This window comes from Nocardioides sp. SLBN-35 (genome assembly GCF_006715725.1).
Taxonomy (GTDB): domain Bacteria; phylum Actinomycetota; class Actinomycetes; order Propionibacteriales; family Nocardioidaceae; genus Nocardioides.
This window is the reverse complement of sequence record NZ_VFNU01000001.1, coordinates 990,224-1,009,766: the sequence shown is the minus strand read 5'-3', so window position 1 is coordinate 1,009,766 and position 19,543 is coordinate 990,224. Positions and strand designations below refer to the sequence as shown.

Sequence of the window (19,543 nt, the reverse complement as noted above, 5' to 3'; positions counted from 1 at the left end):
CTTCATTCCCTGCGAACAAAACAACCGAGCAGATTCACCGGCTGTGGTCATGAGTTTAGCGCTCCCGGCTGGGACTCTAGTGATGTGAGTACGACGACCGCCGCCCCCGACGCGACCGCCCGCACCGGACGCCTCCGCACCGGCTTCCGCTCGCTCCTCGACGCCGCGGTGACCCCGCTCAGCGTCGACGACCTCCTCGACCACTTCGCCCCACTGCGCCCCGGCGCCGCGGCCGGCCTCCAGGGCCGGATCGTCTCGGTCGCCAAGGAGACCGAGGACGCCGCGACCCTGGTGATCAAGCCCGGCCGGGACTGGGCCGGTCACATCCCCGGCCAGTACGTCCGCGTCGGCGTCGACGTCGACGGCATCCGCCTGTGGCGCACCTACTCGCTGACCCACGGCCCACGCCGGGACGGCCACATCTCGATCACCGTCAAGGCGATCCCCGACGGCGCCGTGTCGCAGTACCTCGTGCGCGAGGCCCGCGCCGGCCAGATGATCCAGCTCGCGCAGGCCGAGGGCGACTTCGTCCTCACCCCGCCCGCCGCCGGCCGCACCCAGAAGCTGCTGCTGGTCACCGCCGGCTCCGGCATCACCCCGGTCATCGGGATGCTGCGCAACCTCTACTCCCGCGACGAGGCACAGGCCCGCGCGGCGTACGACATCGTGCTCGTGCACTCCGCGATGAAGCGTGACGAGGTCATCTTCGGCGCCGAGCTGCGCGCCCACGCCGAGGCCGGCCGGCTGCGGCTGATCGAGCGGCACACCGACACCGACGGCCTGCTCACCACCGACGACCTCGAGGCCGAGGTCCCCGACCTGGCCGAGCGCACGGCGTACGCCTGCGGTCCGGCGGGCCTGCTCGACAGCCTCGAGGCGTTCTACGACGACCGCCGGCTCACGCTGCACACCGAGCGGTTCCGCCCGACCGTCGTCGACGTCGACGCCGAAGGAGGCACGCTCACCTTCGCCGGCAGCGCCGCCACGACCGTGGAGACCGACGGCTCCGTCCCGATCCTCGACGCCGCCGAGTCGGCCGGCGTCCTGATGCCGAGCGGCTGCCGGATGGGCATCTGCATGGGCTGCGTGCTGCCCATGAAGTCCGGTGCCGTGCGCGACCTGCGCACCGGCGAGCTCACCGTCGCCGTCCCCGGGGAGACCCACCCCGACGGCGTGAAGATCCAGACCTGCATCAGCGCCGCCGCCGGCGACTGCACCCTCGACCACTGAGACCCCCTGAGACCACTGACTCCCACCCCCTGAAGGAGCCATCCCCATGACGACCGTCACCAACAAGGCCGACAACCCCATCGCCCACCTCTCCCCCGAGGACATCGAGGCGCTCGGCGCCGAGCTCGACGCCATCCGCGCTGAGGTGCTCGAGGCGCGCGGCGAGGAGGACGCGGCGTACATCCGCAAGATGGTCGACCTGCAGCGCAAGCTGGAGCTCGCCTCCCGCGCCACCCTGCTGGTCAGCATCTTCCCGCCGGCCTGGGTCGCGGGCACGGTGGGCCTGAGCGTCGCCAAGATCCTCGAGAACATGGAGATCGGCCACAACGTCATGCACGGCCAGTGGGACTGGATGCGTGACCCGAAGATCCACTCGACCACCTGGGAGTGGGACAACGCCTCGACCGCCGACGGCTGGAAGCACTCCCACAACGAGATCCACCACACCTACACGAACATCGTCGGCAAGGACAACGACCTCGGCTACGGCATCATGCGCGTCGACGAGGAGCAGCGCTGGTACCCGCTCTACCTCGCGCAGCCGCTGTGGAACTTCATCAACGCGTGCTTCTTCGAGTACGGCATCGCGGCCTACGACCTCGAGCTGGGCCGCAACCTGCGCACGCCGAAGGAGAAGCGCAGCGAGGAGTTCAAGCGCAACCTCTCCAAGACGCTGAAGAAGATCCGCAAGCAGGCGACCAAGGACTACGTCGTCAACCCGGCGCTCGCGCTGCCGACGGGCTCCTTCCTCCCCGCGCTGGCCGCGAACTTCACCGCCAACGTGGTGCGCAACCTGTGGTCGCACTCGGTCATCATGTGTGGTCACTTCCCGGAGGGCGTCGAGACCTTCGAGCTGAAGTCGATCCCGGAGAAGGAGACCCGGGGCGAGTGGTACCTGCGCCAGATGCTCGGCTCCGCCAACATCTCCGGCTCGAAGCTGATGCACATCATGACCGGCAACCTCTCGCACCAGATCGAGCACCACCTCTTCCCCGACCTGCCGAGCAGCCGGTACGCCGAGGTCGCGCCGAAGGTGCAGGCCGTCTTCGCCAAGTACGGCCTCAACTACCACTCGGCGCCGCTGCCGCAGCAGGTCTACAGCGCCTGGCACCGCGTGGTCCGGCTGTCCTTCCCCAACGGCTGGCTGGCGACGACCAACGCGAAGAACCTGCCCTCGCAGCTCAAGCTCCTCTACGCCATGACGACGGCCGACAAGCGCAAGCGCCGGGTCATGCAGCGCCTGCTCGAGAGCGCGGCCGCCAAGAAGGAGATGGTCAAGGCGGCCTGACCTCCGGCGTTCGCCAGGGCGTTTCGGGCGGAGCCCCTCCGGGCAACGTCCGGGCGCCCTGTCGTCGTCCTGGAGGAGTGCCCGTGCTCTCGTGGCCACCTTCGCGACGCGCCCTCGTCGGCGTCCTCGCCGTCGTGCTGCTGGTCGGGGTGGCGGGCGTCGCCCTCGCCGGCCGTCGTGGGACCGAGGCGCAGGCCCGGGAGACCGCCGAGCGGTACCTCCGGGTGCTCGCCGACGAGAGCGCGGACCCCAGCGAGCTCGACGAGTTGCTCGCACCGACCGACGCGGACGAGTGGGCGCTGGCCGGCGCCCTCCTCGCCGAGGCGAGCTCGCGGATCAGCGACGTGACCCTCGGCGACTCCCGCGAGGTCTCGACGGCACGCTCCACCGTCCCGAGCGACCTGGTCTTCGACGGGTTCGAGGAGTTCGAGGTCCGCTACCACCTCGCCGGCGAGCGCCACCGCGCGACGATCACCCTGGGCCGATCCCGCGGAGGATCCGGTGGCGAGGCCTCCCGCTGGCTGGTCGTGACGCCGCTGGCCGGGTCGGTCGACTGGAACGGCGCGACGTGGCTCTCGACCCCGCTCGACGTCACCGTCGGCGACGTCCCCGTCACGGTTCCCGGGCAGACGACGTACGAGCCCGCCGGCCTCCGGCTGCACCCCGCGGTCTATCCGGCCCGCGGCGGCATCGCCCCCTGGTTCGCCTCGCCGCCGGAGCAGGTCGTCGTCGTGGCCGGCTCGGCGGTCTCGCCTGCGCCCGCACTCCGGCCGGCCGCGACCGAGGAAGGGGTCGCCGCGCTCACCCAGGCGGCCCTGGCGGCGTTCGACCGCTGCGAGGACGGCACGGCGTACTGCCCGATCGCCGACCTCGTCTACCCAGCGGGCGACGACCGGCTCCCCGAGGGCTGGTGGCACGGGTTCACGACCACGCCCACCGTCACGGTGGACGGTACGACGGTCCGCCTGGCCGACGGCGCGTTCCGGTATCTGTCGCCGTCCGGGCCGCGGACGGTGCGCTTCACCGGATCAACGCAGGTGACGATCGATCCGGACCGGCGGCCCGCGGTCGCCGACCGCTGGCGCATCGAGCGGCAGCCCTGACTCCCCCTCGATGTTACCTGCGGGTAGCATCGAGGTCATGAGCACCCACGTCAGCTGCACGATCACCGACGGCATCGCCCACGTCCGGCTGGACCGTCCCGACAAGCTCAACGCACTGACCCTCGACATCCTCGACGACCTGGTCGCCACCGCGCACGCCCTGCGCCGCGACAAGACGCTGCGCGCCGTCGTGATCAGCGGCGAGGGCGACGCGTTCTGCGCCGGCCTCGACTTCGCGTCCGTGCTCCGCAACCCGGCCGGCGTCGCGAAGGCGTTCGTCCCGCGGCCGCTGCGTGGCACCAACACCTTCCAGGAGGCCCCATGGGCCTTCCGCCGGATCCCTGTCCCCGTGATCGCGGCGGTCCACGGCCACTGCCTCGGTGGCGGCCTGCAGATCGCGCTCGCCGCCGACTTCCGCATCGCCACCCCCGACTCGCGCTGGTCGGTGCTCGAGGGCAAGTGGGGCCTGATCCCCGACATGTCCGGCATCCAGGCCCTCAAGGAGCTCGTCGGCATCGACCAGGCCAAGCTGCTCACCATGACCGCCGAGGTCTTCGACGGCTCCCGCGCCAGGGACCTCGGCCTGGTCACCCGCCTCGACAACGACCCGCTCGCCGGCGCCCTGCGCCTGGCCGACGAGCTGTCGCAGAAGTCCCCCGACGCGCTCGCCGCCGCCAAGCGGCTCTTCAACGACACCTGGAGCGCCTCGCCGCGTCGTACCTTCGCCCGCGAGCGGCTCGAGCAGGCCTACCTGCTCGCGGCCCGCAACACGAAGGCCGCCCGCGAGGCCGCGTTCAAGAAGGCGGACGCGGTCTACGGGCCGCGCGGGCGCTGACCCGGTCGGGTCACCTCCTGGTCCGTCGGGACCACTCCGGTTCGGGCCCGAACGGCCGATGAGTCGGGTACGCCGGTCGGGTCATCCTGATCGGAGACCCGATCGGAGAGGAGGGCAGCCATGGCCCGCACCGAACACCTCAGCCACGACCTGCCCTGCCTGGCCTGCGGCCACGCCGCACACACCTTCCTCGCCTGCAGCGACACCTGTGACTGCGCACCGACCGTGATGCCCGGCTCCGCTGCCTTCGCCGCCGCCTGACACGCTTCGGGCCGTGGTCATCGAACGCGCGGACGTCCTGCTCACCCTCGCTGCGACGTACGGTGTCCTCAGCCTGGTCGCACTCGTCCTCTACCGCGCCGACAAGCGCGCCGCCCAGGACGGCGAGTGGCGTACCCGCGAGTCGACGCTCCACCTCGTCGCCCTCCTCGGCGGCTGGCCCGGCGCGCTCGCCGGCCGCCGGCTGTTCCGCCACAAGACCCGCAAGCAGCCGTTCGTCACGGTGCTGTGGCTCACCGTCGTCACCAACGTGGCCGGTGCCGCCACCCTGCTGCTCGCTGCACCGGTCGACCTCGGCGCCCTCGTCGGCTGACCGCTCACCGGGACCGCGGAGTTTTCTGCAAGATCTCCGCGCCCACCGTGTCGTATCAGGGCGACCCGCTTCGTCGTCCTAGTAGAAGCAGGCGAGACCACGAAGGAGACACGGCCATGTGGAACACCACGAACACCCAGCCCCAGCACCTCAGCCACGACCTGCCGTGCCCCGCGTGCGGCCATGCCGTGCACACCTTCCTTGCGTGCAGCGACAGCTGCGACTGCGCGCCGACGGTGATGCCCGGCTCGCTGCCGCTGGCCGCCTGAAGACCGGTCAGCGCGCCGGCGCACCCCGACGGCGACGGCACGGCAGCACGACCACCACGGCGTGCCAGGCCGCCGCAGCCGAGACCAGCCAGGCCGCGGGGACCACCACGGCCGATCCGGCCGCTCGCCATCCGTGCCGTCGCCCCACCAACACCGACGCGGTGCCGACGGCGACTGCCAGGCCGCCCAGCAGGCCGACGACGCCGACGGCTCCCACGCGAACACCGACCTCGCCCATGGCACCCGCTCGAGCGGCGAAGACCGAGGCACCGACCAGTGCCACGGGGTAGGTCAGCTGGAGCACCGGAGCCGCGAAACCCACCAACGTCGCCGCGATGGCGGGCAGTGGCTCAGCGGCCTCCGGGGCCCGGACGACCCCCCTTGCCCTTGCCACGGCGGCATCGAGTGAGCTGACCGCCAGGACGACCTGCCGGCGGAAGGTGGCCCGCAGGCCGCGCGCCCGCCGGTGGTGGGTCGAGGAATGCAGAAGGCCGGTCGGGAGGGACTGCACGCCGATCCACTCGGGTCCGGCGCCGGCGGTCACCGCGGACCACCCCCCGAGCCGGCGGAGAACGCGCGTGTTGAAGTGGCTCGAGGTCAGCTCCGGGCGGTGGTCGGCGGTGTCGCGCTGGACGGGCTGGGCCCGGTTCAGGCCGAGCGAGGACTCGACCCGGTCGACAGCGCTGGCGAGCGAGTCCGGCCGGACCCACGTGTGGCATTCGACGTCGAGCCTCATGAGCGCCGGGTGAGTACGCCGCGCGCCCAAGCAAGCAGCAAGGTCGGACTCGAACTCCGCGACCGCCCTCCTGAGCTGGTCGGGTTCCGGCACGTCGTCGGGGTCGTACGCGACGACGTACCTCCCTCTGGCGAAGGCCAGTCCCTCGTCGTAGGCGCGGGTCCGGTCCACGGCGATCTCCACCGGCAGGTGGACCACCCGCACCCAGTCCGGCGGCGCGGCGCGGCGTACGGCGTCCAGGGCTTCGTCGGGCACCAGCAGCACGGCGTCCAGGCGCGAGCGCGGGTAGTCCAGACCCGCCAGGGTGGCGATCGCGCGCGCGATCGCCGCGACCCCCTCGGGAACGGCGACGAGGACCGTGTACACGGGGAGCAGCAGGTCGTCGGCTCCAGGTAGGTCCGCATCGGGCCAGCCCTCGTCCCGCCCCTGCCCCTCGGGCTCCACCTCGCTCGTCGCGAGGCGGACCGCAGCAAGGCTCTGCCCCAGCACGCCACCGGCGAAGAGCACGCCCGCGGACGCCAGGACGGCACTCAGCAGATCTTCCGTAGCGATGGACGCCAGGGCGACCAGGTAGAGGAGCGCGACCGTGATCAGGCCGGTGATGGCACAGGGGCGCAGGCGCAACCCCGGGCCGCGGTCGAGGCCGGACGCCGGGCGGTCCCGGCGCCGACGTACCTCGAGGACGACATGGTCGAGGTCACGGCGAGTGCAGGCGACAAGATCGACGTGCGTCCCGGGGAACTGCTCCTCGATCTCGAGGAGCAGGTCCGGGCCCGGCTGGACGGTGGTCGCGACCACGACCCCGCGGTCGGTGACCTCGCAGGGCAGCCACCCGAGCTCCAGGCACAGGTCGACGTCGGTCGTGGCCAGGACGGCCGGATCGGGCGGGTCCTGGTCGAGGTCCCGCCAAGCGATGCCCCACTGCTCGGCGAGGCTGCCGTGCAGCTCCTGTCGGTTGAGTGCACCCGCGTCGAGGAGCAGCTGGCCGAGGTAGCCGCCTTCCTCGCGCTGCCGCTGGAGGGCTGCTGTCAACTCGTCCGGATGGACGACCCCGCGCGCGACCAGCCGGTTGCCGATCCGGTTCATCCACGGCCCTCTCCGTGCGTCCCGGACCGCAGCTCCCACGGGCCGCCCCTCCCGGCGGCCAGCTCCTCGAGCCAGTCAACCATCGCGCGGGGTCGTCCGAAGAGGAATCCCTGCAACAGCTCGAATCCCAGGGCCGCCAGCTCCTCTGCCTGGCGCTCCGTCTCGACACCCTCGGCGATGGTGACGACGCCGAGTCCCGCCGCCATGGCCTGCACGCCGGCACTGACTGCTCGGGCACGGGCGCTGGTCGTGATCTCGCTGACGAAGCCCTTGTCCAGCTTGAGGACGTCCACCGGAAGCTCCACGAGCTGCGTCAGCGCGCTGTAGCCCGTTCCGAAGTCGTCGACCGCCACCCGGACTCCGCGGGCGCGCAACGCGTGCAGGTCGCGCAGCAGCGACCCGTTCACGGCGACCAGTCGGGTCTCGGTGATCTCGAGGACCAGGAGCTCGGCAGGCATCCCGGTCTCGACGAGGGTCTGCTCGACGTCCTCCCGCAGCCCCGGTCGCGCCAGCTCCCGCGCGCTGATGTTGACGTGCACCGCCAGGCGGTGCCCGCGTGCGAGCAGCTCTGCGGCGTCGTCACACGCCTGCCGCAGCACGAAGCCACCGACGCTGTGGATGAGCTCGCTCGACTCGAGCACGTCCAGGAATGTCTTCGGGGAGAGCGTGCCCCGCTCCGGGTGCTCCCAGCGCAGCAGCGCCTCGAGGGCGACGACTCGTCGGGTTCCCGCGTCGACGACGGGCTGGTAGTGCACGCGCAGCTCGCCGTTGCGTTGGGCCTCACCGAGGCGGTCGAGCACCTGGGCCGATCGCTCGAGCTCGGCCTCGAGGTTCGGACGGTAGACCTCGAACCTCGCGCGACCGCGGTCCTTGGCGGTGTACAGCGCGGTGTCGGCGCGCCGCAGCACGACCCGCGGGTCGTCGTCGCCGTCGGCGAAGGCGACTCCCACGCTCACCGTGGGGGTGAGCTGCCAGGGTCCGGCCTGCACCGGCGCTGCCATCACCTGCTGGATGCGCGCGGCGAGCCCGAGCCCGTCGGCGGTGGTCTGCAGACGGGGGCACAGGACGACGAACTCGTCGCCGCCGATACGAGCCACGGTGTCGTGCGGACGCACCACCCCCGAGAGGCGCCGCGCGATCTCCCGCAGGAGCTCGTCGCCCACGTCATGACCGTGGCGATCGTTGACCTCCTTGAAGTGGTCGACGTCGACGTACAGGATGCCCACCACCGACCCGCTCCGCCCCGCTTCGCTGAGCGCGATCTCCAACCGGTCCGCCCACAGGACCCGGTTCGGCAGCCCGGTCAGCTCGTCGTGAAGGGCCATCGTCGCCAACCGTTCCTCCGCCTCCTTCTGCACCGTCACGTCGATCATCTGCAGATTGAGCTCTGGACGTGCCGGGAGGCCGGTCGACCCGACGGCGGACAGCGCCGCGTCCACCCATCCCGCGCCCCACCCATCGGCGAGCTGCAGCTCGCCGCGCCAGCCGGTCTGCGAACCTGAGGTGAGATCGCCGATCCCCGAGCCGAGCAGTGCCGCCGACGCCGGGGTCAACCAGCCGCAGGGGTCCGTCCCGACCAGCTCTGCGCGCGTCCGGCCGGTCAGCGCCATCATCGCCCCGTTCACGTCCAGGACCTCGGGAGCCGTCGACACGGTGGACACCACGTGCGCGTTGGCAACCAGCGCCGCGTCCATGTGGGCCCGCAGGCGGTCGCGGTCAAGACGGCTCGTGACGAGCGCCGCCGACCGCTCCTGGAGGGCGAGCGACACGACGGCCCCGACCAGGGCGAGGACGAGGATGAGTGCCTGGGCCTCGAGGATGCGCGGCGCCACCCGCGGGATGAGCGAGAACGGCCCTTCGCCGGCCCGCGTGGTGAGGACGACGAGGACGCCTTGCGCACCCGCGACGACGCTGGTCACGGCTGGCCCGCACCGCAGCGCCACCGCGACCGTGGGAGGGATCAGCATGAAGGCGACCGGCCACGGCACCAGGACCACAGCGAGCGACACCGCGAGGACCGCGAGCACGAGGAGGACCGAGCCCGCTCGGTGGACGCGACTGCCGATGAGCCGGAGCTGGGGCACGGCCAGGAGTGCGGAGGCGACCACGAAGGTGCTGATGCCGTTGCGCACACCGATCAAGCCGATCCCGTCCCAGACCTCGGTGCCGAACCGCGTCGCCGCGACCAGGCCGCCCAGGACTGCACTGACGACCGCGCTCGCTGCCGACGCGCTGAGCAGGGCCGCGACATCGCCGAGCGAGCTCATCGCACGCGCGGTGCGCCATCCGACCAGCCGGCCGAGCACCGCCACACCGACCAGGCCATGGGCGACGTTGACGCCCGCGAAGAGCCAGGAGCCGACCGGTTCCACGCCGGTCACCCAGTTGACCGTCCCGGTGACCGCGGCGAGTACCGCGGCCGCGACGAGCCGGCGATGCCCGGTGCCGGCGCGCAGGAACCACACCACCGACACCCCCGCGGCCGGCCACACCAGGGCGAGCTCGGTGTCCACCCTGCTGAGCCGTCCGACCACCATGGCGCCGGCGTACAGCACCGCCCAGGCGATCGTCTCAGCGCTGAGCGCAAGGCGCGCGCGCAGCGCGGAGTCACCGGTCACCCGGCCAGCGTGCGGTCCGGTCGGGCCTTCCGCGAGGGCCGAAGGTCCCGTCCCTCGGTAAAGAAGCCGGTACGACGATCAGGCCTCCGCGCGCCGGCCCACCTCGGCCAGGAGCGCGTCGACATCGGTCTGGCTGTAGCCCTCGCGCATCCGGGTCGTGGCGAACGCCGCGGCCGCGATGAGCGGACGGACCGGCCGACCCGTGGACAGCGCATCGACCAGCCGGTCCAGGAAGTCGTCGACCTCGCGCATGTCGTAGCCGGTCACGAATCGCACCGGCTTGAACCGGGCCTCGCGGATCAACGCCGTCAGGCTGTCGGGCTGCCGGTCCGGGAAGTAGCGGTTCATGCCGTCGTCCATCACGGGTACCTCAGGTCCACCGTCTGCTCGCTGATCTCCCACAGCCGCCGCGCATTGCCCTCGTTGCGCGCCAACCGGCTGCGGCCGACGGTGCGGGGCCGGCCGGAGAGCTGGCGGAAGCCGCCGGGGCCGACGAAGGTGTTGCCGGGCAGGTCGGCGGTCGCGGCCATCAGCGAGGGCCAGGCGCCGGCCGCGGCGGTCTGGGATACGGCCTTCACGCCGGCGTCGAGGATCGAGGCGATGCCGCCGGAGGAGCGGCCGTACTGCCCGTTGGCGGCGAGGTGGGTGCCGGCGAAGCCGGGGTGGGCGGCGAGCGCGCGGACCGGCAGGTCGGCAGCGCGCAACCGGCGGTCCAGCTCGGCGGTGAAGTAGAGGTTGGCGAGCTTGGTCTGCCCGTAGACCCGCCACGTGCTGTAGCGGCCGGTCTGCTCGCGCGGCGGCCCGAGCGGTGCCTTTCCGGCGAAGGTGTGGAACAGCGAGGACACCGTCACCACGCGGCCGTCCTCGCTCTGCACGAGCTGCGGCAGCAGCAGTCCGGTGAGCAGGAAGGGCCCGAAGTGGTTGGTCGCCATCTGCAGCTCGAGGCCGTCGGCGGTGCGGGAGTACTTGGTGCCCATCACCCCGGCGTTGTTGACCAGCACGTCGATCGGCCCGACCTGCGCGGCCGCGGCGGCCGCGGTGCGGACCGAGCTGAGGCTGGCCAGGTCGAGGTGCAGCGCCTCGAGCAGGGCCTCGGGGACCTCTCCCCGGATCGCGCCGACGGTCTCCTCGACCTTCGCGGGGTTGCGGCCGGCGAGGATCACCCGGGCTCCGCGACGGGCCAGCTCCAGGGCCGTGTGATGCCCGAGCCCGCCGAGGGTCGGTCCGGTGACGACGACGGTGCGGCCGCTCTGGTCGGGCAGGTCGGCGATGGTCCATTCAGACATCGAGATCCCCTTACGGCGTCGTGGCGAGGCTGGCGACGATCCGCTCCCCCAGCTCCTGGTCGCCCGAGACGGTCACGGCCCCCGGCGCAGCGGTACGACGACCGCCGGCCAGCACGATGAAGCTCTCCCGGTCCATGGCGACCGTGACACTCGGCGCGTCCGGCACCTCGGCCAGGCGCTGCGCGCGCCCGTCGTCGCCCACCAGCACGGCGACGGGTGCACTGCCCTCGACGGCGAGGACGGCCGTCGTACCGGCGGGCGGGGCGACCCGCTTGCCGACCACGAAGCCGAACGCCTCCACGAGGTAGTCGGCGGTGTGCTGGGCGCCGGGGCTGTCGAGGCCGCCGGGACGGCCGACCGCGCGGCGGATGTCCTGCTCGTGCATCCACACGTCGAGCGGCCGGTTGCGCAGCAGGGTGCGGGTGTTCCAGCCGATCAGGCCGAAGATGCCGTCGGCCGGCGCGGCCGGGTCCTCGGGCGGCGCGGCGTTCAGCGTCGCGCGGCGGCTCGCGGTCGTCGTACGGATCTCCTCGATGATCGCGGCGGGCTCGCGATCGCGACGGGTGACGACGCCGATCTCGGTGAACTGGCCCATCGGGCCGGTGACGTGCGCCGGCTCGCCGATGTCCGCGGTCTCGTCGGGCCCACCGGCGAGGAGCGACTCGAGGTGCGCGGTGTGCGAGGCGACGGCCTTGACGTCCCAGCCTGCGAGGTCGGTCGGCGTGCTCCAGTCGTCGGGCTCGAGCTCCTCGAGCAGGGTGACGAAGTCACCCACCGCGCTCCACCAGTTCTCGACGTAGCCGGCCAGCAGCTCACGGTCGCTCATGCCGCCGAGCCTAGCGAGGCCGCGGTCAGTAGGGCGTGGGAACGCGCTGCGGGACGCCGGTGCGCGTGAGGTACTTCTTGACCGTCGGTACGCCGCCCGGGAAGGTCAGCCGCGCGGCGTACATCGCCCGGCGGCCGTACTTCTCCCCGCCGTTCCACGCCCAGTAGTTCACGCCCTTCGGCTTCGACGAGTGCAGGCGCACCCAGCCGTGGAAGTAGAGCGTGGTGCGGCCGCGGTGCCTGACGATGTCGCCGCCGGCCGGCCCGCACAGCCCCTGGGTGATGGTGCTGTCCAGCAGGACGTTGGGCACGGCGAGCGACCAGTCGGTCAGCGACGCGGACTGGCGCCAGGTCTCCAGGTAGGAGCAGCGGGCGAAGTCGCCCTCGGAGGCGAACAAGTAGTAGAGGCCGGCATGCCGCGCCAGGACGGGGTTCTCGACGACGTCCGCGGAGCGGACCAGCTCGACGCTCGGGTTGAGCGGGTCCTGCCCGGTGCGCACCCGACGGCCGTTCTTGCTCAGCGGCAGCAGCCGGATCGACGACGGCTTGCCGTCGGTCTTGTAGAGCAGGTAGTTCTGCTTGCCCTCGCGGTAGAGCGACGGGTCGATGATGCCGCGGCTGGGCAGGTCCGGCGTGGCGACCGGGTCCTGGGCGGTCGGCACCAGCGCCCGCGAGGGGCACACCAGCGGCCGCCCGCCGACCGGCTTGAACGCGTCGAGCGCCTTCTTGGCCACGGCGACGCCGATGCAGCGCCCGAAGTCGCCGAGCCCGGCGACCGGGACGGCGTAGTAGAGCAGCCACTTCCGGCCGACCTTGGCGATGTCCGCCGCCCAGATCCCACCCTCCGCGATCGCCCACTTCGGGCGGTGGGTGAGCACCGGCTGCTGGTAGCGCCACCGGTGGCCGGGGTCCTTGTACGCCCGGTTGATCTGCGGCCCGGTCGCGACCACGACCATCCGCTTGCCGACCATGGTCACGCTCGGGTCGCCGACGTTGCCGTTGAAGAACGGCTCGGGGTACTGCCGGTCGTCGGCCTGCGCCGGCGTACCGCACAGGGCGAGCACCAGCGCGGCGAGGACGGCGAGGCAGCAGGCGAGGCGGGGAGCGGTACGAGGCACCCGCAGACCATAGGCGACGTCGGGCCGCCGGCGTACGACGACGGCCGCCCCGGTGTCCCGGAGCGGCCGTCGGCGGTGACTCAGCGTGCGATCAGAACGCGGCCTCGTCGAGGTCCATCACGTCCAGGCCGGTGGCCTGGGCGATCTTGAGCTCGGCCGAGAGGCGCGGCAGGTTGAGCTGCGCGAACCACTGGGCCGCGGCGACCTTGCCCTCGTAGTAGGCCTGGTCGCTGCCGGCGCCGGCGTCGAGCTTGGCGAGCGCGACCTCGGCGCCGCGGAGCAGCAGCCAGGCGCAGACCACGTCACCGAGCGCCATCAGCAGGCGCGTGGTGTTGAGGCCCACCTTGTAGATGTTCTTGATCTCGTCCTGGGCGGACATGAGGTCGTTGATCATCAGGCCGACCATGGCCTCGGCGTCGGCGAGCGCGGTCGCGAGGAGCTCACGCTCGTTCTTGAGGCGGCCGTTGCCGGCCTCGGCCTCGATGAACGCCTTGATCTCGCCGGCGATGTGGCCCAGCGCCTTGCCCTGGTCCTTGACGATCTTGCGGAAGAAGAAGTCCTGGCCCTGGATCGCGGTGGTGCCCTCGTAGAGGGTGTCGATCTTGGCGTCGCGGACGTACTGCTCGATCGGGTACTCCTGCAGGAAGCCCGAACCGCCGAAGGTCTGCAGCGACTCGGTGCCGAGCAGGACCCACGAGCGCTCCGAGCCGTAGCCCTTGACGATCGGGAGCAGCAGGTCGTTGACGGCCTCGGCGAGCTCGTCGCGCTCACCGGCGGCCTTGGCGAGCTGGACCTTGTCCTGCCAGGTGGCGGTGAACACGACCAGCGAGCGCATCGCCTCGGCGAACGACTTCTGGGTCATCAGCGAGCGGCGTACGTCGGGGTGGTGGGTGATCGTCACCCGCGGCGCGGCCTTGTCGGCGGACTGGGTGAGGTCGGAGCCCTGCACCCGCTCCTTGGCGTAGTCGAGCGCGTTGAGGTAGCCCGTCGACAGGGTCGCGATGGCCTTGGTGCCGACCATCATGCGGGCGTTCTCGATGACGTCGAACATCTGGCGGATGCCGTCGTGCACCTCGCCGAGCAGCCAGCCCTGGGCGGGCTCGCCGCCGCCGACCTGCGGGTCGCCGAAGGTGAGCTCGCAGGTGTTGGACACCTTGATGCCCATCTTGTGCTCGACGTTGGTGACGTAGACGCCGTTGCGCTCGCCGGTCAGCTCGCCGGTCTGGTGGTCGAAGTGGTACTTCGGCACCAGGAACAGGCTCAGGCCCTTGGTGCCCGGGCCGCCCACGCCCTCGACGCCCTTCGGGCGGGCGAGGACCAGGTGCATGATGTTCTCCTGCAGGTCCGACTCGGCGCTGGTGATGAAGCGCTTGACGCCGGAGATGTTCCAGGAGCCGTCCTCGTTGGGTGTCGCGAAGGTCTTGCCGGCACCCACGTCGGAGCCCGCGTCGGGCTCGGTCAGCACCATGGTGGCGCCCCACAGGCGCTCGACCATGATCTCGGCGATGCGGATGTCACGGGCGACGCCGTTGGCGTTCTTGAAGACGACCGAGCCCATCGACGGGCCGGTGCAGTACATCCAGATGGGCGCGTGCGCGCCGAGCACCATCTCGCCGGACGCCCACACCAGCGACGGCGGCGCGGTGGTGCCGCCGATCTCCTCGGGCAGGCCCAGGCCCCAGAAGCCGGACTCCATCCAGGTGTCGTACGACTTCTTGAACGACGCCGGGACGGGCGCGGTGTTCGTCGTCGGGTCGAACACCGGCGGGTTCCGGTCGGAGTCGACGAACGACGCCGCCAGGTCCTCACGCGCGATGCGCTCGACCTCGGAGAGGATCTCGCGCGCGGTGTCGGCGTCCATCTCCTCGTAGAGGCCGGTGCCGAGGTACTCCTGCACGTTGAAGAGCTCGAAGAGGTTGAACTCGATGTCGCGCAGGTTGCTCTTGTAGTGGCTCACAGTTCCCACCGTTTCCAGTTTCCAGGGATTCACGGAGTGGCTTCGCGGTGCTCGTCATGAGCACTGCTACTCACCAGTAACTTCATGATACGGGGGGTGCTAGCTGCGGGCAAGCACCGGGTCGGCGTCCTGGCTCACACCCGACGGGCGCTATGTCGACTGAATCGATCGAGCAATCTGACACACTGGCCCCATGCGCGTCTCCGCCAAGTCCGACTACGCACTGCGGGCCCTGATCGCCATGGCGAGCAGGTCCGACGGGCGAGCCGTGAGCGCGGAGGAGCTCGGACGCCTCCAGGACATCCCCCACGGCTTCCTCCAAGCGATCCTCGCCGACCTGCGCCGCTCCGGCATCGTGATGTCCCAGCGCGGCCAGTCCGGCGGCTGGAGGATGGCCCGTGAGGCCACCACCGTCTCGGTCGCAGACGTGATCCGCGCCGTCGACGGCCCGCTCGTCTCCGTCTACGGCCTGCGCCCCGAGGCGGTCAACTACAACGAGGCCGCCGAGGTCCTCCAGCACGTCTGGATCGCCGCCCGTCGCGCCCTGCGCGAGGTCTTCGAGGACGTGTCCATCCAGCAGCTCGCGGACGGCCACCTCCCCGATGCGGTCACGTCGAGGACCGCGGACGACGACGCCTGGGCGCCGCATTAGTTTGGCTCGCTCCGCTCGCATGTCGCGCCGCCTTTTGGCGCCGTTTCTTCCTCCCCCGCTCGCTCGTTCCTCGCTCGCTCCTCCGTCCAGAAACGGCGGGCGGCGCGACGAGACTCACCGAACGTGATGCCTGAGCGCATCAGACGCGGCTGAAGTGCTTCTCGTCGGGCGCGCCGCGTTGCCTGGACGGAGCGCAGCGAGCGCCAGCGAGCGCAGCGGAGGAAGGCAACGCGCAAAAGCGCGCCCGACATGCGCGAGCGAAGCGAGCGCCAAACCAACACCGCGAGTCGATCACGAGACGCACCAACTCCGAGACCTCACGCCGCGCTGCTCAACCTCCGCTTGAGCTTGCGCCGCTTGCGGTCCAGCTCCTCGAGCCGCACCTCCAATGACGCATTGCGTCGAGCCAGCCGCTCGACCTCACGCAACGCCTCCGGGAGCGTCTGCAGCGTGGCGGACGCGCCGGGGAGCCCGTCGAGGCCGAGGGACGCCGTACCGAACCCGACGAGCCTGCCGAAGGCCTTCCAGACCTGGCCGGGGTCGAGGCCGTCGGTCTCGAGGACGTGGAGGCGCTCGGGCTTGCGGCAGGCGGTCTGCCACCGGGCGAGGGCGGCGGACTCGTCGTCGAGGCCCGTGGTGAGCACGACGTTGACCTGGTAGCCGGCGAGGGCGTCGACGAGGAGAGCGACCTGCTCGGCGGTGGCGGTCGCGAGGAGGGGCTGGCTGAACACGACGTCGCAGCGGGACTTGCGGGCGCGGCGCACCAGGCGCGTCCACTGGCCCTCGACGTCGGCGCGCTTGAGACCCCAGTCCTTGTGGGAGCGGGTGATCTCGACGGCGGCACGGAAGCTCTCCGCGCTCGACCGGGCGAGGGAGGCGACGCCGAGCTCGACGAGTGCCGCATGGTGGTGGGCGAGGGCCGGCTCGACGACGTCACCCGCGCCGGGCATGCCCACGTGGATCCAGGCCTTCTGCTTCTTCGCCATGCTCGGACGGTGACAGGCCCCGGTGAGCGGCCCGTGAACCCGTGGTGACGCACAGCAGTCCCCCGGGCGGTTGTTGAGGAGGTTTGCGAGGGACGAGCAAACCGTCCTCCGGTTGTTGAGGAGGTTTGCGAGGGACGAGCAAACCGTCTCGAAACATAGAACACGTTCTATCTTCGCCCTACGATGGCCACATGATCACCTCCGACGCGATCGTGTGGAACGCCCCCAACGACCCGCACCCGGCCCGCGCCGCGTCGCAGCGGTCCTACTCCGCCGTGGCCAAGGGCGACCTGGCCGAGTGGCTGACGGTGTACGCCGAGGACGCGGTCCTCGAGGACCCGGTCGGGCCGTCGATGTTCGACCCCGAGGGCAAGGGGCACCACGGCCACGCCGGCATCTCCGCGTTCTGGGAGAAGGCGATCGCGCCGATCGACACCTTCGAGTTCCAGATCAACGACTCGTTCGCCAACCCGGGCAGCAACACCTGCGCCAACATCGGACGGATCAAGACGTCCTTCGCGGACGGCTCGCACACGACGACCGACCTGATCATGGTGTACGTCGTCGACGACGACGGGCGGGTGAGGTCGATGAAGGCGTTCTGGGAGCCGGACCGCACGATGGCGAGCTTCACCTCCGCCTGACCCTCCGCCGACCCGTAAATGGGTGGCGCCGGTTCGTAGGGTGGATCGATGTGAGCCCCCTGACCGAGCAACAGATCCGCGCCTCCTTCGTGAACTGCTCGAAGGGCGAGGCGAAGCGGCTCAACGTCCCCCGCGACCTGCGCGACCAGCCGTGGGAGGACCTCGAGTTCCTCGGGTGGCGGGACCCGCAGTCGCGGGTGCGGGGGTACGTCGTGGCGGAGGTCGACGGGTCGCCGTACGGCATCGTGCTCCGCGCGACCGACGGCAGCGCCGGGGTGCCCCGCAAGAACCTGTGCGCGCTGTGCCTGACGCCGCACGGCTCCGGCGGCGTGGTGCTGATGGTCGCACCGCGCTCCGGCAAGGCCGGGCAGAACGGCGACTCCGTCGGCACCTACATCTGCGCCGACCTGCAGTGCTCGCTCTACGTCCGGGGCAAGAGGGTCAGCGACCAGGGCCGACTGCCCGAGTCGCTCACCGTCGAGCAGCAGGTCGAGCGGCTGACCGGCAACCTGGCCGCCTTCCTGCGCCGGGTCCGCGGCTGATCGCCCCGCTCACTCCGCGATCGCGTCAGCGACCCAGGTGACGAGCGGGCGCAGCCGACGCCAGTCCTCGCGCACCCGGTCGAGTAGCTCGGCGGTGTGCACGAACGGCTCGAAGCCGTAGGAGCGCATGCCGAGCACGGTCTTCATCTTGAGCAGCTCGATGCGAGGGTGCTCCTTGTCGTAGCCGCGCGGCACGGTCTTGAGCCGCTCTCCCGCCACCTCGAACCCGCCGCGCTCGAGGTCGCGCAGGATCCGCTGCAGGACCTTGCCGGTCTTCTCCTCGGCCATCGCCTCGCGCAGGCGGGCGAGATGCGCCCCCGACGCCTCGTAGATCCCGCCGCCGACCCGGACACCGGGCGCCGCCACCTCGACGTACCAGCCCGTCGCCGGGCCGACGCCGACGAAGGCGCCCTGATGGGTCTTGTACGGCGTCTTGTCCTTCGCGAACCGCACGTCGCGGTAGGGCCGGAACACCTTCGCGGCGCCGAACTCCTGGCCCAACGCGTCGGTCAGGGCGACCATCGGCGCCTTCACGCTGTCGGTGTAGACGGCCTTGTTGGCCTCCCAGAAGGACTTCGTGTTGTCGACCTCGAGGTCGTCGTAGAAGTCGAGCGCCGCGACGGGAAAGCCTGTGAAGTCCACGTCAGGAGGGTACGACCGGCTCCTCGGTCGCCGCGCGCGGGACCGGCACGTTCCAGCGCAGCGCGTGCACCATCGCGACCACGATGCGCTTGTCGTCGAGCGGGTCCGCGGGGTCGTACCAGACCGTCGTCCGCTGGCCCTCGACGATCGGCGCGGCGGCGGGGATGGTGACTCGCTGGTGCACGAGGTACGACGTGCCGTCGGCCCCGGTGAACCGGAAGGTCGCGGTGGTGATCACGTTCGACGCCTCCTCGAAGTCGTCCGGGTCGAGCCCCGACTCGACGACGGTCGCCGGTACCGGTGTGCCCTCGGCGATCAGGCGCAGCTCGTCGTGCCAGCGCAGGCGCCGGCGGGTGGCGAGCAGCGAGCCGCCGAGCAGCGCGAGGACGCCGGCCGTCGCCAGCCCGGCGGCCGCGACGTCGTACCAACCGCCGGCGCCGAGCTCCCGCGTCGCGAGCACCACGCCGGGCGCGGAGCACAGGAGCAGCAGGCTGGCGCTGTGCCAGCTGCTCAGGGCGAGCGGGAAGCGGTCCATCATGAACAGCCAGCCGATGGCGCCGATCGCGGCGATGACCAGGCCGCCGATGGTGCCGGCTGCGGCGGCGTCCAGGGCGACGTACGCCGGCGGCGCGTCGTCGTTCGCGTCGATGATCGTCAGGCCCAGCCCGTAGCCGGCCCAGGCGCTGCCGGCCGCCATCAGCACGGCCGCGACGACCAGGCCGGTACGCCGCCGAGAGCGGGGGGTGAACCTGAACGGCGGGGGCTCCGAGTGCACCATGGACACATTCAACCCCGACCCGAGGAGTGACATGGCCAAGAAGCGCTGGACGGACCTCAGCCCCCGCACCCGGAAGGCGATCCTGGTCGGCAGCGCCGTCGACGGTGCGCTCAAGGCCGCCGCGCTCGCCGATCTCAGGGGACGCGACGAGAGCGAGGTCAACGGGTCGAAGCGGCGGTGGGCGCTCGCGCTGACGTTCGTGAACTCGGCCGGAGTGCTGCCGGTGGTCTACTTCTTCCGCGGGCGGCGCTCCGCCACGTGACACGCGCTGGAGCAGTGGAGCGGACGACGAGGTTCGAACTCGCGACATTCAGCTTGGGAAGCTGACGCTCTACCAACTGAGCTACGTCCGCAGG

The 19,543-nt window shown here is 71.4% G+C and carries 21 protein-coding genes and 1 tRNA gene; 11 read left to right on the top strand and 11 right to left on the bottom strand.

The genetic code is table 11. The annotated features are described in order from the left end of the window. Positions 1 to 84: 84 nt before the first annotated feature. The 7 genes from FBY23_RS04930 to FBY23_RS26140 all read left to right on the top strand — a co-directional run bounded on the left by FBY23_RS04930 (position 85) and on the right by FBY23_RS26140 (position 5,317). The gene (locus tag FBY23_RS04930) at positions 85 to 1,230 is read left to right on the top strand and encodes a ferredoxin reductase (RefSeq protein ID WP_141797129.1); all 1,146 of its coding nucleotides are present in this window, start codon (positions 85 to 87) and stop codon (positions 1,228 to 1,230) included. Between the two features lie 46 nt (positions 1,231 to 1,276). Beyond that, on the top strand, positions 1,277 to 2,518 hold the full coding sequence (locus tag FBY23_RS04925) for an acyl-CoA desaturase (protein ID WP_141797128.1): 1,242 nt from the start codon (positions 1,277 to 1,279) through the stop codon (positions 2,516 to 2,518). 83 nt (positions 2,519 to 2,601) lie between these two features. Beyond that, positions 2,602 to 3,621 carry a hypothetical protein gene (locus FBY23_RS04920; RefSeq protein ID WP_141797127.1) on the top strand — a complete coding sequence of 340 codons (1,020 nt, stop codon included), beginning with the start codon at positions 2,602 to 2,604 and terminating at the stop codon, positions 3,619 to 3,621. A 37-nt stretch (positions 3,622 to 3,658) separates the two neighbouring features. Continuing rightward, complete coding sequence (locus tag FBY23_RS04915; protein ID WP_141797126.1) at positions 3,659 to 4,456, top strand: crotonase/enoyl-CoA hydratase family protein; 798 nt, start codon at positions 3,659 to 3,661, stop codon at positions 4,454 to 4,456. A 120-nt stretch (positions 4,457 to 4,576) separates the two neighbouring features. Continuing rightward, positions 4,577 to 4,717, top strand: coding sequence for a hypothetical protein (locus FBY23_RS26145; protein WP_174245181.1), 141 nt, complete (start codon positions 4,577 to 4,579; stop codon positions 4,715 to 4,717). Positions 4,718 to 4,730: 13 nt separating this feature from the next. Continuing rightward, positions 4,731 to 5,048 (top strand): DUF1294 domain-containing protein, encoded by a 318-nt coding sequence (locus tag FBY23_RS04910; RefSeq protein WP_222117725.1) that lies wholly within the window; start codon positions 4,731 to 4,733, stop codon positions 5,046 to 5,048. A gap of 116 nt (positions 5,049 to 5,164) precedes the next feature. Beyond that, a complete protein-coding gene (locus tag FBY23_RS26140) occupies positions 5,165 to 5,317 on the top strand; it encodes a hypothetical protein (RefSeq protein ID WP_174245180.1) in 153 nt (50 codons plus the stop codon). Positions 5,318 to 5,324: 7 nt separating this feature from the next. On the opposite strand, the gene FBY23_RS04905 is transcribed toward FBY23_RS26140, so the two are convergent. The 7 genes from FBY23_RS04905 to FBY23_RS04875 form a co-directional block, all read right to left on the bottom strand. Next, positions 5,325 to 7,139 (bottom strand): glycosyltransferase, encoded by a 1,815-nt coding sequence (locus tag FBY23_RS04905; protein WP_141797124.1) that lies wholly within the window; start codon positions 7,137 to 7,139, stop codon positions 5,325 to 5,327. After that, positions 7,136 to 9,757, bottom strand: coding sequence for an EAL domain-containing protein (locus FBY23_RS04900; RefSeq protein ID WP_141797123.1), 2,622 nt, complete (start codon positions 9,755 to 9,757; stop codon positions 7,136 to 7,138). The genes FBY23_RS04905 and FBY23_RS04900 overlap by 4 nt, the downstream gene beginning before the upstream one ends. Positions 9,758 to 9,835: 78 nt before the next feature. After that, positions 9,836 to 10,117 carry a DivIVA domain-containing protein gene (locus tag FBY23_RS04895; RefSeq protein WP_141797122.1) on the bottom strand — a complete coding sequence of 94 codons (282 nt, stop codon included), beginning with the start codon at positions 10,115 to 10,117 and terminating at the stop codon, positions 9,836 to 9,838. Then, entirely contained in the window at positions 10,117 to 11,043 is a 927-nt protein-coding gene (locus tag FBY23_RS04890; RefSeq protein ID WP_141797121.1) for an oxidoreductase, read from the bottom strand. Before FBY23_RS04890 ends, FBY23_RS04895 begins: the two co-directional genes overlap by 1 nt. Positions 11,044 to 11,053: 10 nt before the next feature. Continuing rightward, positions 11,054 to 11,869, bottom strand: coding sequence for a maleylpyruvate isomerase family mycothiol-dependent enzyme (locus FBY23_RS04885; protein ID WP_141797120.1), 816 nt, complete (start codon positions 11,867 to 11,869; stop codon positions 11,054 to 11,056). Between the two features lie 25 nt (positions 11,870 to 11,894). Then, positions 11,895 to 12,986 (bottom strand): family 43 glycosylhydrolase, encoded by a 1,092-nt coding sequence (locus tag FBY23_RS04880; protein ID WP_160158163.1) that lies wholly within the window; start codon positions 12,984 to 12,986, stop codon positions 11,895 to 11,897. Between the two features lie 91 nt (positions 12,987 to 13,077). Beyond that, entirely contained in the window at positions 13,078 to 14,943 is a 1,866-nt protein-coding gene (locus FBY23_RS04875; protein ID WP_141800861.1) for an acyl-CoA dehydrogenase, read from the bottom strand. A 193-nt stretch (positions 14,944 to 15,136) separates the two neighbouring features. Here FBY23_RS04875 and FBY23_RS04870 point away from each other — a divergent pair, with 193 nt between their 5' ends. After that, positions 15,137 to 15,595 carry an Rrf2 family transcriptional regulator gene (locus FBY23_RS04870; RefSeq protein ID WP_141797118.1) on the top strand — a complete coding sequence of 153 codons (459 nt, stop codon included), beginning with the start codon at positions 15,137 to 15,139 and terminating at the stop codon, positions 15,593 to 15,595. A 317-nt stretch (positions 15,596 to 15,912) separates the two neighbouring features. Here the strand turns inward: FBY23_RS04870 and FBY23_RS04865 are convergent, their stop codons facing one another. Then, positions 15,913 to 16,581, bottom strand: a complete 669-nt coding sequence (locus tag FBY23_RS04865; RefSeq protein ID WP_141797117.1) for a hypothetical protein — start codon at positions 16,579 to 16,581, stop codon at positions 15,913 to 15,915. 191 nt (positions 16,582 to 16,772) lie between these two features. On the opposite strand from FBY23_RS04865, the gene FBY23_RS04860 reads away from it, so the two are divergent. Next, complete coding sequence (locus tag FBY23_RS04860; protein ID WP_141797116.1) at positions 16,773 to 17,225, top strand: nuclear transport factor 2 family protein; 453 nt, start codon at positions 16,773 to 16,775, stop codon at positions 17,223 to 17,225. A 50-nt stretch (positions 17,226 to 17,275) separates the two neighbouring features. Beyond that, positions 17,276 to 17,767, top strand: coding sequence for an FBP domain-containing protein (locus FBY23_RS04855; protein WP_141797115.1), 492 nt, complete (start codon positions 17,276 to 17,278; stop codon positions 17,765 to 17,767). Positions 17,768 to 17,776: 9 nt separating this feature from the next. Here FBY23_RS04855 and FBY23_RS04850 read toward each other — a convergent pair whose 3' ends face one another. Further along, entirely contained in the window at positions 17,777 to 18,409 is a 633-nt protein-coding gene (locus tag FBY23_RS04850; RefSeq protein WP_141797114.1) for a DUF2461 domain-containing protein, read from the bottom strand. A gap of 1 nt (position 18,410) precedes the next feature. Then, a complete protein-coding gene (locus FBY23_RS04845; protein WP_160158162.1) occupies positions 18,411 to 19,187 on the bottom strand; it encodes a DUF3592 domain-containing protein in 777 nt (258 codons plus the stop codon). A gap of 31 nt (positions 19,188 to 19,218) precedes the next feature. Between FBY23_RS04845 and FBY23_RS04840 the strand changes: the two genes are divergently transcribed. Continuing rightward, complete coding sequence (locus FBY23_RS04840; protein ID WP_141797112.1) at positions 19,219 to 19,449, top strand: hypothetical protein; 231 nt, start codon at positions 19,219 to 19,221, stop codon at positions 19,447 to 19,449. 15 nt (positions 19,450 to 19,464) lie between these two features. Here the strand turns inward: FBY23_RS04840 and FBY23_RS04835 are convergent. After that, a tRNA-Gly gene (locus FBY23_RS04835) sits at positions 19,465 to 19,540 on the bottom strand. Positions 19,541 to 19,543: the final 3 nt, after the last annotated feature.

Excerpts from the sequence above, each read along its gene's own strand:
- FBY23_RS04885 (WP_141797120.1), bottom strand. The coding sequence starts at position 11,869 with ATGAGCGACCGTGAGCTGCTGGCCGGCTACGTCGAGAACTGGTGGAGC.
- FBY23_RS04870 (WP_141797118.1), top strand. The coding sequence starts at position 15,137 with ATGCGCGTCTCCGCCAAGTCCGACTACGCACTGCGGGCCCTGATCGCC.
- FBY23_RS04860 (WP_141797116.1), top strand. The coding sequence starts at position 16,773 with ATGATCACCTCCGACGCGATCGTGTGGAACGCCCCCAACGACCCGCAC.
- FBY23_RS04840 (WP_141797112.1), top strand. The coding sequence starts at position 19,219 with ATGGCCAAGAAGCGCTGGACGGACCTCAGCCCCCGCACCCGGAAGGCG.
- FBY23_RS04895 (WP_141797122.1), bottom strand. The coding sequence starts at position 10,117 with ATGGACGACGGCATGAACCGCTACTTCCCGGACCGGCAGCCCGACAGC.
- FBY23_RS26140 (WP_174245180.1), top strand. The coding sequence starts at position 5,165 with ATGTGGAACACCACGAACACCCAGCCCCAGCACCTCAGCCACGACCTG.
- FBY23_RS04905 (WP_141797124.1), bottom strand. The coding sequence starts at position 7,139 with ATGAACCGGATCGGCAACCGGCTGGTCGCGCGCGGGGTCGTCCATCCG.
- FBY23_RS26145 (WP_174245181.1), top strand. The coding sequence starts at position 4,577 with ATGGCCCGCACCGAACACCTCAGCCACGACCTGCCCTGCCTGGCCTGC.
- FBY23_RS04890 (WP_141797121.1), bottom strand. The coding sequence starts at position 11,043 with ATGTCTGAATGGACCATCGCCGACCTGCCCGACCAGAGCGGCCGCACC.
- FBY23_RS04845 (WP_160158162.1), bottom strand. The coding sequence starts at position 19,187 with ATGGTGCACTCGGAGCCCCCGCCGTTCAGGTTCACCCCCCGCTCTCGG.
- FBY23_RS04865 (WP_141797117.1), bottom strand. The coding sequence starts at position 16,581 with ATGGCGAAGAAGCAGAAGGCCTGGATCCACGTGGGCATGCCCGGCGCG.
- FBY23_RS04925 (WP_141797128.1), top strand. The coding sequence starts at position 1,277 with ATGACGACCGTCACCAACAAGGCCGACAACCCCATCGCCCACCTCTCC.
- FBY23_RS04915 (WP_141797126.1), top strand. The coding sequence starts at position 3,659 with ATGAGCACCCACGTCAGCTGCACGATCACCGACGGCATCGCCCACGTC.